Source organism: Kribbella sp. NPDC056345 (genome assembly GCF_042262745.1).
Taxonomy (GTDB): domain Bacteria; phylum Actinomycetota; class Actinomycetes; order Propionibacteriales; family Kribbellaceae; genus Kribbella.
Map to the genome: position 1 here is coordinate 284,976 of NZ_JBHJQQ010000002.1, position 11,378 is coordinate 296,353.

The window sequence follows — 11,378 nt, forward strand, 5'->3', positions numbered from 1 at the left end:
TTCCGGAGGATGGCTCTACAGCCCCTGTCGGGGTGGGCTTTCACCCACCCCGGATGGTTCAGTCGGTCACGTCGGCGACGGTGGCGTTGAGGGCTTTGGCGAGCTCATCGGCGTCCACAGTGAGACCGGTGCCGAAGTCACCGCCGCCGATCGAGATGGTGCCGGTGATCCGCTCGTCGGCGATCACCGGCCAGGCGTGCGTGCTGCCCAGCGGAGTGATCGTGCCGCGGAGATAGCCGGTGACGGCGAAGGCGGTGTCCTTGTCCGGCATCGACATCCGCTTGACGCCGAGCAGCGTGCGCAGCTTCGGCCACGCGATCTCACGGTCGCCGGGGACGAGAACGAAGCGGTAGTCGTCGTCAGCCAGCCGCACTACGATCGTCTTGATCAGCCGGGCCGGTTCGATCTCCCTTGCCGCGGCTGCCTCCTCCAGTGAGTTCACCGGTCCGTGCTGGGTCATTTCGTAGCTCAGCCCGAGCTGGTCTGCCGCATCCGTTGCCTTGGTCACCTGTCCAGTCTAGGAACAGCCTTCAGGGCCAGGGACAACACCAGAGCGATTGCGAACAGCACTCCGGCCTCCAGCGCGACTCCACTCCAGCCGGCGCGACTCCACGCCGTACCGGCTAGACCTCCGAAGACGGATGAGCCGAGGTAGAAGGAGAACAGGTACATGCTCGAGGCCTGGCCGGTTCCGATACCTGCTAAGTGTGCTCGGGCTGGTACCCATCCACTGGCCACTCCGTGTATCGCGAAGAACCCTGCTGTCAGCACTGCGAGCCCGAGCACGATGAGTGGCAGTGGTGCGGCCAGAGTGATCGCGACTCCGGCCAAGGTGACCAGACACCCCACCGGTACGACGGCCCGTCGTCCGAAGCGGTCAGCCAGCAACCCGGCGCCTGCGGAACCGGCTGATCCGAGCAGGTAGACGCAGAACACCAGTCCGGACGCGCCGGCGCTCAGGAGGTAGGGCTCACCCGACAACCGGAACACTGCGCCGTTGTAGACCGCGACGAATGCGCCGACCGCAGTGGCCGCGATTCCGTACAGGGCAAGCAGTGCGGGGTCTCGCAGGATCCGGCCGGAGAACGGATGTGCCGACCCAGGGCGGAAGTTCTGCGAGGACGGCAGCAGCCACCACACGACTCCGGCGCAGAGGAGTCCCAGTACGGCGATTCCGGCGGCACCGACCCGCCAACCGCCGAGGTCGGACAGACCGCCGGCGACTAGTCGGCCGGACATGCCACCGACCGCCGTACCGGCGATGTAGAGCCCGCTGGCGCGTGCATGGCTGTCGGCATGCACCTCCTCGCGCAGGTAGGCCATCGCTACTGCCGGCAGTCCCGCCATTGCGATCCCTTGCAGGCCGCGCAGTGCGAGCAGCGCATGCCAGGTGGGAGCGAACGCGGTGAGCAGTGCGAAGACAGCAGTACCTGCGACTGACCAACGCATCAGAGTGGTTCGGCCGATCCTCTCCGACACTGGTCCGACCACCAGGAGGGCCAGACCGAGGCCGAATGTTGCGAACGACACACTGAACGCGCTCTGGCTGGGAGAGACGTGGAAGTGCTCGGACAGCTCAGGGAGCAGTGGTTGCGTGCTGTAGAGGAGTGCGAAGGTCGCCAGCCCGGCTGCGAACAGTGCCACTGAGAGCCTGCGGTACGCCGCCTCTCCGGGCCGGTAGCCGACTGCGACAGATTGGTGCATGACTTCGACGGTGCCACGATCCAAGTGATACGTAAAATGTCGATCTCAGCGGAAATAGATACGATATCCGTATGCATGTCGAGGATCTGCGCTGGTTCACCGTCCTTGCGGAGACCGAACATCTGACAGCGGCGGCGACGGCGTTGGGTACCAGTCAGCCCAATCTGTCCCGGTCGCTGCGCCGCGTCGAGGAGGCGTTCGGCGTACCGCTGTTCGAGCGCGAGCACCGCGGGCTGCGCCTGAATCCATATGGCCGGATCGTGCTGGAGGCGGCCCGGGCGGGGACTGCGGCGGTCGACAGCGCCCAGCTCCGGATCGGTGCACTGCTCGATCCGGAGTCGGGGATCGTGCGGCTGGCGTTCCTGCACTCGGTGGCTACGAGTCTGCTGCCGGACCTGCTGAAGGCGTACCGGGCGGTGGGTCCGAGTGCTGAGTTCGCACTGCGGCAGGGGCCGTCGACCGGCATCGTCGAGGACCTCGAGAGTGGTGATGCGGATATCGGCCTCACGGCGCCCAGACCGGATCCGGAGCGTTTCGGCTGGCACCCGCTCGAACAGCAACGGCTGGCACTGCATGTGCCGCCAGGACACCCGCTGGCGACCCGGCGTCGCGTAGAGCTGGCTGCGGCCGCGGACGAGCCTTTCGTCGGTCTGCAACCAGGCTTCGGGTTTCGGCGGATCAGCGACGAGCTGTGTCGTGCCGCCGGCTTCTCTCCACGGCTGGCGTTCGAGGCCACTGACCTGAACACGATCGACAGTCTGGTCGGTGCTGGGCTCGGAGTGGCAGTGCTGCCGTCGAGTGCGGTCCGCGGTAGTGACAGCGGCGCGGTGGCGGTGCCGCTGGCCGGAGTCCAGTCACGCCGCGAGATCGGGATGACCTGGCGACTCCGGGCGCAGCTGACACCAGCAGCTGAGCGGTTCCGGGCGTTCGTCCGGTCCCGCCCAGTCATTTCGACCTGAGTCAGTACGGCGGGTGCCCCTGACCGAGCACCCGCCGTACCGACTGTCAGAAGCCTGCAGTGATGCGGGTGAACTCCCAGTCGGGCTGGGCGATTCCACTGCAGTTGGAGACCACGCCGCCGCCTGCGCAGCCACGGTCCCGGTTCACGGACCAGAACGCCAGCCTGGCCAGGCCGTTCGACTTGGACCAGTTGGTGATGTTCTGCCAGGTTGCCGTCGTCGTCATCTCCTGCTGGTCGGACAGACCGTTCATCCCGGAGATGCCCTGGTGCGCGTAGGCCTGGGCGGTGGTCCAGCCGAAGACGGCCTTCAGCTTGTTGTTCAGACCCGTCGACGCACCGACGGTGTCGTTGTAGATGTTCGAGCTGCCGAAGTCGAAGGGCATCAGCGTGAAGACGTCGATGTTCGCGTTCAGCGCCGCGGACCGCTCGATCAGCCGGTTACCCCAGAAGTTCGGGCCGGTGGTCGACGTACCGAAGGTGAGGATCGTCTGGATCCCCGGGTTGTTCTGCTTGACGATCTTGAGCGCGTTCAGGATGCGGTCCTGGACGACCTCGTTCTCGAACTCGTCGGAGTTCTCGATGTCGACGTCGATCGCCTTCAGGCCGTAGGCGTCGATGACCTTCTGGTACGCGCCGGCCAGGGCTTCCGGCGTACTGCAGTTCGGGCCGAGCTTGTTACCGCTCCAGCCACCGATCGACGGCACGATGTCGCCGCCGGCCGCACGGATCTGTGCGATCGCATTGGCGTCCGCACTGCCCTGCAGCGGTCGGGTGCCGTCCCAGGCCGGGTTGCAGCCGCCGGACGACAGGATGAACGCCATGGTGAACCACTTGATGCCGGTGGCATTCATGACGGTCTGCGGGTTGGGCGGGTCACCCCAGCCCATGTACAGGTACGGCGCTGCCCGCCGACTGCCGACCGGGTCGGTACCGGCCTTGGTGGTGACCGAGATCGACCCGGTCTTCGCGCCTTCGCCTGCACTGTTCTGACCGCTCACCTGGTAGCTGTAGCTGGTGCTGGCGGTCAGACCGGAGTCCGTGTACGCCGTACCGGTCGACGTACCGACCTTGGCGCCGTTGCGGTAGATGTTGTAGCTGGCTGCACCACTGGCCGCGGACCAGGACAGGCTGACGGTCGAGGCGGTCGACGTACCGGACAGTCCGCTCGGTGCACCAGGGAGAGTGATCGGGCCACCGCCGGAGCAGGAGCCACCGTTCAGCCGGCAGGCGGCCAGACCGGGGAAGTTGCCCGGGCTGCCGTTGAAGCCGAACGAGACGCTGGCACCGGGTGCTAACGGTCCGGCCCAGCCGGGCGGAGTGAACGTGTGAGTCTGCCCGCTGCTGCTCCGGGTCGCGTCCCACGAGCTTGAGATCGAGTAGCCCGACGGGAAGTCGAGTGCGACCGACCAGGTGCTCAGTGAACTCGTGGTGTCGTTCTTGATGGTGACCTTGCCCTCGAAGCCGCTGCCCCAGTCAGACACCTTCGTGAAGGTCGCAATGACTCCGGCCGCGTTGGCGGCCGGTGCGACGAGGAGTGCGAGTACTACTGCGGTGATGGCTGCGATCGCCATCGAGATGCGTTTCATGTTGCTCCGATCAGAGGGCGGGACGTGATCAGACCTTGCCCCAGAGTGCGGGGACGTTCGGCGGCTCCCAACCGGTCAGGGACGTGTGGCCCTGGATGCACTTGTAGGTAAGGCCGTTGTAGCTCACCAGTGCACCGGTTGCGTACGACGTGTTGGGCGCCCACGGGGTGGCCGTCGGGGGCGTCGGAGTCGGGGTCGGCGTGGGTGTCGGGGTCGGCGTCGGCGTCGGCGTGGGTGTCGGCGTCGGGGTGGGAGTAGGGGTGGGCGTCGGCGTGGGGCCGCTGCAGCCCGGAGTGTCCGCGTTGACCGCGTTCACGACGTGGTTGAAGAGCGTGACACCAGGGTCGAGCGCCTCCATCGAATACATCATTGCGCCGGCCAGACCGTTGCAGTGCGCGTAGTCCGCCTTCGCCTTGATCGACTGGGCGTTGTCACCGGTCCAGAACGTGCCGCCCTGGTAGAACCACGACGACTTGGTGGTCTCGTCCCAGAAGGTCGCCGATGGGTTGTCGACGAAGCCGGTGAGTTCCTTGTAGAAGGAGACGCCCGGAACGTTGCCACTCAGCGCATGCCCGTCGGCCGGTCCGGTCGCGGTCTGGTACTTGCCGTTGGCCGTGCTGGGCACGCCCTTCCAGCCGCGGTAGTAGAACGGGTAGCCGATGGTCAGCTTGTTCGCCGGGAACCCACCGGGGATGCCGTACGCCGGGTCACCGGTGGTCCAGGCTTTGATCGCACCGTCGACGGAGTACTTCGCCGTACCCGGTGGGATGGGGTTACTCGGGTCGTTCGGTGCCTGGTACAGCGGGTCCTGGAAGTTTGTCGGACCAGTGGCGTCCCAGCCACCGTGCATGTCGTACGTCATCACGTTGTTGTAGTCGAGGTACTGCCCGATCTTGTCGGTCTCGATCGTGGCGATCTTGTCCTGCCCGGCCGGTGTGGCGGCGGTCAGGTAGTAGCGCTTGCCGTTGGCACTGCCGAGTGCGTTCAGTTGCGACCGGAACTCGGCCAGCAGCAGGGTGAAGTTCTGCTTGTCCGCAGGGCTGTGGTGGTTGCCCACATGGCCGTTCGGCGAGCCGGGGTACTCCCAGTCGAGGTCGATACCGTCGAAGATGTTCGCCGCACTGCCCGGACCGCCGAAGCCGTCGATCATCGGCAGGTCACCCTTGATGAACATGTTCAGGCAGGAGGTGACGAAGGTCTTCCGCTTGGCGTCGCTGGAGGCGGCGTCGGAGAAGTACTTCGAGTATGTCCAGCCCCCGATCGAGATCAGGATCTTCAGGTTCGGCGCTTTGGCCTTCAGCTTCTTCAGCTGGTTGAAGTTGCCCTGGATCGGCTGGTTCCAGACGTCGCCGACTCCGTCGACGCTGATGTCGGCACCGTAGGACTTGCCGTAGTCGGCGAACGCGTCACCCGCGCCGTCACCGGCGTTCGGGTTGTTCTCGTCCTGCGACGCGGCCTTGTTGGCCATGAAGCAGGTGTGGTTGGTCGGGTGGATGTTCGCGAACGCGTAGTTCAGGAAGTCCAGCTTGGCGGCGGCGCCGGTGGTGAGCAGGTTCTTCGGGTAGAACCCGTTGGCGTAGATCCCCCACTGGGTGAAGTAGGCGGTCTTGACGCCGCCGGCCGCGGCCGGTGCCATCACATCGGCCTGCGCGGCCGGGGCGGCGGATGGCAGCTCGGCACTCGCGAGCGAGACGCCGGCGGCAGTGACCAAGGCGGTGGCGGCTACTGCGGCCGTAGCGGTGAGAAAACGCAATCGACTCATGGGGCGGTCCTCCGGAACTGGGGCGGGGAAAAAGCGTCCGGTGAAATTTAGTTAAAGACACTTCGAAAGGAACGGTAACTGTTTCCGCCGAGTTGGTCGCGGGCTCACTGTGGCGGATACCCGCTGCTGGCGGAAAGCCGACAACGCTGTTGTCCACAGGTGCGTGATGGGTCGTTCGGAACGCTTGCGTCCGCTGCATCTTCTTGGCATGGACCGCACAGCGCTTCCCCCATCGGTGCTCATGGCAACTACCAACGAACGACTGCTCGACGACCTGCTCCGGCTGGCCGCGGCGGCCTCGATCACGCCGCTTGTCGAGCGCGATCTGCATGCGCTGCGACGCAGCTGGCACGCCTGCCCGCTGGTGATCGTCGGCGATGACCTGGTCGCGGGGCTGGCCCGCACCACGCCAGTACGACGTACCGGCGTCGTACTGGCCGGAGCCGGACCGGGCACGGATGAGCTGTATCGCCATGCCTTCGAGGTCGGCGCGGATGCGGTGTTCCGGCTCCCTGCCGACGAGGCCGCCTTGTCCGGGCGGTTGGTTGACACCTTGGATGGCGGCGTCCGATCTGCTGTCACGCTGGCCTTCGTCGGTGGCTGCGGGGGAGCGGGCGCCACCACCATGGCGGCGGCTGTCGCCCTGTCCGGCAATCGTCGTGGCCTGCGTACCATGCTGATCGACGGTGATCCACTGGGCGGTGGCATAGAGCTTGCCCTCGGCATCGAACGTGATCCCGGTCAGCGCTGGCCTGAGCTCCTCAACGCTGCAGGCCGAGTGAGCGCCGCCGCGCTCCGCTCGGTATTACCGACCGCGAGCGGTCTTCCGGTGCTGTCCTGGGATCGCTCCGATGTCACCGCGCTACCGCCGGAGACGATGCGGTCGGTTCTCAATGCCGCCCAGTGCAGCAACGACCTGGTGGTCCTCGACCTGCCGCGCCGACCCGATCCTGCGGTCGAGGAAGCCTTCGTCCGGGCAACCGCGACTCTGCTGGTCGTTCCGTGCGACATCCGCTCACTGGCCGCTGCCAAACGCCTGGCCGGTCCGCTCGCGGAGGTCGCGGGGGATCTCCGCGTCATCGCTCGCGAGACCCGTCGTCCAGCTGTCCCTGCTGTCGAGGCCGCGCTCCATCTTGGGTTGCCGTTAGCAACTAGTTTTGCCGATGAGCGGGATCTCTCCGCCGCCATGGACCAGGGCCGCTTCGACCCCAATCCGCGAGGGTCGCTGGCCCGGGCTGCCGGCATGCTTCTCGATCTCTTCGCCCCGGTCGCATGATCATCTCCGGAGCTCTTCTCGACCGCGTGCGCGATCGCCTCGCGGTCAGCGGCGGTGAACCGACCCCGGCGCGGGTTGCCGCCGCGCTGCGTGCCGACGGCGGCGTGTACGGCGACTCAACCGTCCTCGCGGTCGTTGCTGCCTTGCACCGTGAGGCTTTGGGGGCCGGCCCACTCGACAGTCTCCTCGCCGAACCAGGGATCACCGACATCCTCGTCAACGGCCCGGACGAGGTCTACATCGATCGAGGCTCCGGTCTGGAGCGCGTCTTCGTGCACACCGGCGACGACGCCGCAATCCGTCGCCTCGCCACCCGGCTGGCCGCTGCCGCCGGTCGACGTCTCGACGACGCCACGCCGTACGTCGACGTACGGCTCCAGGACGGCACTCGCTTCCACGCTGTCCTGGCACCGATCGCAGCCCCGGGCACCTGCCTGTCGTTGCGAGTTCCGGCCCGCAAGGTCTTCACTCTGGACTCTCTCGTGGAGGCCGGATCTCTCCCACCCGAAGGCGCCGCGCTCCTCCGGGACCTGCTCGTCTCCCGTCTCGCCTTCCTCATCAGCGGCGGCACCGGCACTGGCAAAACCACTCTACTGAGCGCACTCCTGTCCGCTACCGATCCCAGCGAGCGCCTCCTGGTGGTCGAAGACGCCAGCGAACTCCGCCCGGATCACCCGCACGTCGTTCGGCTCGAAGCGCGGCCACCCAATGTCGAGGGCAATGGCGAGATCTCCCTCCGCGACCTGGTTCGCCAAGCCCTCCGGATGCGTCCGGATCGCCTGATCGTCGGTGAAGTCCGTGGCGCCGAAGTCGTCGACCTCCTCACGGCACTCAACACCGGCCACGAAGGCGGGTGCGGCACGATCCACGCCAACTCGCCGTCCGACGTACCGGCGCGCATCGAAGCGCTGGGTGCGCTGGCCGGTCTCCCGCGCGAAGCCATCCACAGTCAACTCGCCTCAGCCCTGCAAGCCGTCCTCCACCTGACCCGCACTTCTGCTGGCCTCCGCCGCCTCACCTCGATCCACGTCCTGGACCGCCTCCCCACCGGCGAAGTCATCACCCGCCCAGCAGTCGACTTCCCCCTGGTAGGCCCACCAACCCTCCACCCCGCCGCCACCCGCTTCACCCACCCGACCCCTAAAGCCGCCTAGCCCCGCCCAAGGAGTCGCATGAACCGTTTGCTCGCCACCCTCTGCTTTCTGTTGGCCCTCCACCTCCTGTTCCCGCTGCCGCTCAACCCCTTGCGGCGTTTGACCGCTGCAGTGCCTCGCCCACTCTCCGGCGGTCGTCGCAAGCTCCTGCTAGTCCCAGTGGCCGCACTCGTCCTGCTCACCGTTGGGCCACCAGTCTTCTTCTCCACTGCGGCACTCGCCGTCATCACCACCCTCGCCTGGCTCCAGCGAGAGCAACACCGACGACAGGCAGCCGCCACAACCCGCCGTACCACCGTCATCGAAGCCCTGGACGTCCTAGCCGCCGACCTAGCAGCGGGCCGTCCACCCATCGACGCGCTGGGCGGTGCCGCCACCATCGCGCCCGACCTCCATCCAGCCCACGCTGCAGCCAAGCTGGGCGGCGACGTCCCAACAGCCCTCGAGCTAGCCGCCCAATCCCCAGGCAGCGAAGGCATTCGCGCCCTCGCCGCCACCTGGCGCGTAGCCGAGGAGTCCGGTGCCGCCTTCGCGTCCCTCACCGAGCGCCTCGCCGACTCCCTCCGCGGCGACGAAGCCATCCACCGCCAGACCGCAGCCGGCCTGGCCGGTGCCCGCGCCTCAGCCCGCATCCTCGCCGCCCTCCCGCTCTTCGGAATCGCCCTCGGCTACTCGTTAGGCGCGCACCCCCTGACGTTCCTCACCGCAACGCCGCCCGGCTGGCTATGCCTCACCGGCGGCCTCACTCTCACCGCGCTGGGCCTGCAGTGGACCGCCCGCCTGGCAACTCAAACCCCTTGCCCATGACAACTACCTTCCTAGCGGCCGTCGCAGCTGCTCTCTGCGTCAGCCTGCTGTTCCGCACCCCAGCCGACCTCCGCCGCCTAGAACCCACCAAAGCCGCGCGGCCTCGCTCACCCCGAGCCCACCGACTCGTCGCCGCAGCAGCCGCCTGTGCCGTGCTCGTACTCCTCAACCCACCGTGGGGACTGCTGCCGGCTGTGGCTGCGTACTACCTGATCCCGCGAACGCTCTCCCGCCTGGAACCCGCCGCCACCAAACGTCGCCGCGCATCCATCGCCAACGACCTACCCCTGACCATCGAACTCCTAGCCGCCTGCCTACGAGCAGGCCGTCCACCCCAACAAGCCTTGACCACAGTCGCCGCCGCCATCCATGGCCCGCTCGGTGACCTCCTGGCCGAGATCGCCCATCGCCTAACCCTCGGTGCCGATCCCCAAGACGCTTGGGCCCTCCTCCGCACCGAACCACCCTGCGCTGCCGTGGCCCGCGCCATCGACCGCTCCCTCACCTCCGGCGCACCCCTGTCCCGAACCCTCGAACGACTCGCCAACGACACCCGCCAAGCCCAGCACCACGCCGCCGACCAGCACGCCCGAACCATCGAGTCCCGCTCAGCCCTCCCGCTAGGCCTCTGCTTCCTGCCTGCCTTCGTCCTGCTCTCGATCGTCCCCACCATCGCCGACGCTTTGGTTCCGTACCTCACGAATCCTTAAAGATGCCCGAGGCAACTACTTGTCCACAGGCCCGAAAATTCTTTGCCACCAATACGTTCCACGGCTGCATCTTCTTGGCAAGAACATCAACCCAGGAGGCCCCCGATGTCCCAGCCCAGCACCCCGGCCCGCCGCACCCGCCCCACCGCGCTCCGCCGCTTCCGCACCCGTTCCGAGCGCGGCGCCGCCACCGCCGAGTACGCCGTCACCATCGTCGCCGCCTGCGGCCTGGGCGGCATCCTCGTCGCCCTCCTCAAGTCCGACGTCATGATGAACGCCCTCAAGTCCCTCATCAACTACGCCCTCAAACTCGCCGGCGTAGAAGGCCTAGAGCTCTAACTCCCCGCGGCCGGCCGCCCACCCCTCCGGCGGCCGGCCCCCCTTCCCCGGCGAACCGATGGGATCCCCATGTCTCGCACCACCTCACAACGCGGATCCATCACCACCGAAACCGCACTGGCCCTCCCCTTCCTCCTAACCCTCGTCCTGGCAGGCATCTGGTGCATCGGCATCATCACCACCCACCTCCAATGCATCGACGCCTCCCGAGACATAGCCCGAGCCCTGGCCCGCGGCGACGCCCCCGCCGACCTCCAATCCCTCATCCGCCAAATCACCCCACCCACCGCAACCGTCACCTACCAAACAACCCCCACCATCCAAGTAACCGTCAAAGCCACCCCCCGACCCTTCCTCCCGTTCCTCCCCACCCCCACCCAATCCGCACAAGCCACCCTCCACCCCGAACCCACCCCATGACCGACCACCACCCGCACATCCGCAGCCCACATCTCACTACGCGACACCGACCCCTCGCGCGAAGCGGCGGGATGCGCTCTCGCAGGCGCCCCGCCCCAAGCCACCCACCCCGGCACACACGCTCCGACCGAGGCAGCGGCACCATCCACGTCCTCACCGCCTGCCTCCTACTCAGCACCGCCCTCGCCGCCGCCATCCTCTGGGCCACCATCTCCACCGCCCGCCACCAACTCGCCGCCGCAGCCGACCTGACCGCCCTCAGCGCCGCCAACTCCCTAACCTCCGCCCCCTGCACCACCGCCGCCCAAACAGCCACCGCCAACAAAGTCACCCTCACCACCTGCACCCCAACCCCCACCGACATCACCATCCAGGTCTCCCTCCCCATCCCCCTCCCCTTCCTCCCCACCCCAACCCTCACCACCACCTCCCGGGCAGGCCGAATCCCCTAACCACCGGCCCCAACCAGCCACCGGCCCATCCACCGCCGCCTCGACCTGCTCCCGCCCATCCCCTCCCCACCCCAACCCTCACCACCACCTCCCGGGCAGGCCGAATCCCCTAACCACCGGCCCCAACCAGCCACCGGCCCATCCACCGCCGCCTCGACCTGCTCCCGCCCATCCCCTCCCCACCCCAACCCTCACCACCACCTCCCG

The 11,378-nt window shown here is 67.4% G+C and carries 12 protein-coding genes; 8 read left to right on the forward strand and 4 right to left on the reverse strand.

The window, feature by feature from the left end; all coding sequences use genetic code 11:
* Positions 1-58: 58 nt before the first annotated feature.
* Complete coding sequence (locus tag ACFCV3_RS07110; RefSeq protein WP_376026983.1) at positions 59-508, reverse strand: aminoacyl-tRNA deacylase; 450 nt, start codon at positions 506-508, stop codon at positions 59-61.
* Complete coding sequence (locus ACFCV3_RS07115; RefSeq protein ID WP_376026985.1) at positions 505-1,704, reverse strand: MFS transporter; 1,200 nt, start codon at positions 1,702-1,704, stop codon at positions 505-507. The genes ACFCV3_RS07110 and ACFCV3_RS07115 overlap by 4 nt, the downstream gene beginning before the upstream one ends.
* A gap of 71 nt (positions 1,705-1,775) precedes the next feature.
* Between ACFCV3_RS07115 and ACFCV3_RS07120 the strand changes: the two genes are divergently transcribed.
* Positions 1,776-2,663: a LysR family transcriptional regulator gene (locus ACFCV3_RS07120; RefSeq protein WP_376026986.1), complete on the forward strand. Its 888-nt coding sequence runs from the start codon at positions 1,776-1,778 to the stop codon at positions 2,661-2,663.
* A gap of 46 nt (positions 2,664-2,709) precedes the next feature.
* On the opposite strand, the gene ACFCV3_RS07125 is transcribed toward ACFCV3_RS07120, so the two are convergent.
* Positions 2,710-4,251: a cellulose binding domain-containing protein gene (locus tag ACFCV3_RS07125; protein ID WP_376026989.1), complete on the reverse strand. Its 1,542-nt coding sequence runs from the start codon at positions 4,249-4,251 to the stop codon at positions 2,710-2,712.
* Between the two features lie 28 nt (positions 4,252-4,279).
* Positions 4,280-6,013, reverse strand: coding sequence for a glycosyl hydrolase family 18 protein (locus ACFCV3_RS07130; protein WP_376026992.1), 1,734 nt, complete (start codon positions 6,011-6,013; stop codon positions 4,280-4,282).
* A 208-nt stretch (positions 6,014-6,221) separates the two neighbouring features.
* Here ACFCV3_RS07130 and ssd point away from each other — a divergent pair, with 208 nt between their 5' ends.
* The 7 genes from ssd to ACFCV3_RS07165 all read left to right on the forward strand — a co-directional run bounded on the left by ssd (position 6,222) and on the right by ACFCV3_RS07165 (position 11,171).
* A complete protein-coding gene (gene ssd, locus ACFCV3_RS07135; protein ID WP_376026995.1) occupies positions 6,222-7,289 on the forward strand; it encodes a septum site-determining protein Ssd in 1,068 nt (355 codons plus the stop codon).
* A complete protein-coding gene (locus tag ACFCV3_RS07140) occupies positions 7,286-8,443 on the forward strand; it encodes a TadA family conjugal transfer-associated ATPase (protein WP_376026997.1) in 1,158 nt (385 codons plus the stop codon). The genes ssd and ACFCV3_RS07140 overlap by 4 nt, the downstream gene beginning before the upstream one ends.
* Before the next feature lie 18 nt (positions 8,444-8,461).
* The gene (locus ACFCV3_RS07145; protein WP_376026999.1) at positions 8,462-9,250 is read left to right on the forward strand and encodes a type II secretion system F family protein; all 789 of its coding nucleotides are present in this window, start codon (positions 8,462-8,464) and stop codon (positions 9,248-9,250) included.
* The gene (locus ACFCV3_RS07150; protein WP_376027001.1) at positions 9,247-9,960 is read left to right on the forward strand and encodes a type II secretion system F family protein; all 714 of its coding nucleotides are present in this window, start codon (positions 9,247-9,249) and stop codon (positions 9,958-9,960) included. The genes ACFCV3_RS07145 and ACFCV3_RS07150 overlap by 4 nt, the downstream gene beginning before the upstream one ends.
* Positions 9,961-10,065: 105 nt before the next feature.
* Positions 10,066-10,299 carry a DUF4244 domain-containing protein gene (locus ACFCV3_RS07155; RefSeq protein WP_376027003.1) on the forward strand — a complete coding sequence of 78 codons (234 nt, stop codon included), beginning with the start codon at positions 10,066-10,068 and terminating at the stop codon, positions 10,297-10,299.
* Positions 10,300-10,368: 69 nt separating this feature from the next.
* On the forward strand, positions 10,369-10,719 hold the full coding sequence (locus ACFCV3_RS07160) for a TadE family type IV pilus minor pilin (protein WP_376027006.1): 351 nt from the start codon (positions 10,369-10,371) through the stop codon (positions 10,717-10,719).
* Between the two features lie 71 nt (positions 10,720-10,790).
* Positions 10,791-11,171 carry an Rv3654c family TadE-like protein gene (locus ACFCV3_RS07165; protein WP_376027009.1) on the forward strand — a complete coding sequence of 127 codons (381 nt, stop codon included), beginning with the start codon at positions 10,791-10,793 and terminating at the stop codon, positions 11,169-11,171.
* Positions 11,172-11,378 lie beyond the last annotated feature (207 nt).

Coding starts and splice junctions, on each gene's coding strand:
- ACFCV3_RS07125 (WP_376026989.1), bottom strand. CDS start 4,251: ATGAAACGCATCTCGATGGCGATCGCAGCCATCACCGCAGTAGTACTC.
- ACFCV3_RS07145 (WP_376026999.1), top strand. CDS start 8,462: ATGAACCGTTTGCTCGCCACCCTCTGCTTTCTGTTGGCCCTCCACCTC.
- ACFCV3_RS07130 (WP_376026992.1), bottom strand. CDS start 6,013: ATGAGTCGATTGCGTTTTCTCACCGCTACGGCCGCAGTAGCCGCCACC.
- ACFCV3_RS07115 (WP_376026985.1), bottom strand. CDS start 1,704: ATGCACCAATCTGTCGCAGTCGGCTACCGGCCCGGAGAGGCGGCGTAC.
- ssd (WP_376026995.1), top strand. CDS start 6,222: ATGGACCGCACAGCGCTTCCCCCATCGGTGCTCATGGCAACTACCAAC.
- ACFCV3_RS07160 (WP_376027006.1), top strand. CDS start 10,369: ATGTCTCGCACCACCTCACAACGCGGATCCATCACCACCGAAACCGCA.
- ACFCV3_RS07150 (WP_376027001.1), top strand. CDS start 9,247: ATGACAACTACCTTCCTAGCGGCCGTCGCAGCTGCTCTCTGCGTCAGC.
- ACFCV3_RS07155 (WP_376027003.1), top strand. CDS start 10,066: ATGTCCCAGCCCAGCACCCCGGCCCGCCGCACCCGCCCCACCGCGCTC.
- ACFCV3_RS07140 (WP_376026997.1), top strand. CDS start 7,286: ATGATCATCTCCGGAGCTCTTCTCGACCGCGTGCGCGATCGCCTCGCG.
- ACFCV3_RS07120 (WP_376026986.1), top strand. CDS start 1,776: ATGCATGTCGAGGATCTGCGCTGGTTCACCGTCCTTGCGGAGACCGAA.
- ACFCV3_RS07165 (WP_376027009.1), top strand. CDS start 10,791: ATGCGCTCTCGCAGGCGCCCCGCCCCAAGCCACCCACCCCGGCACACA.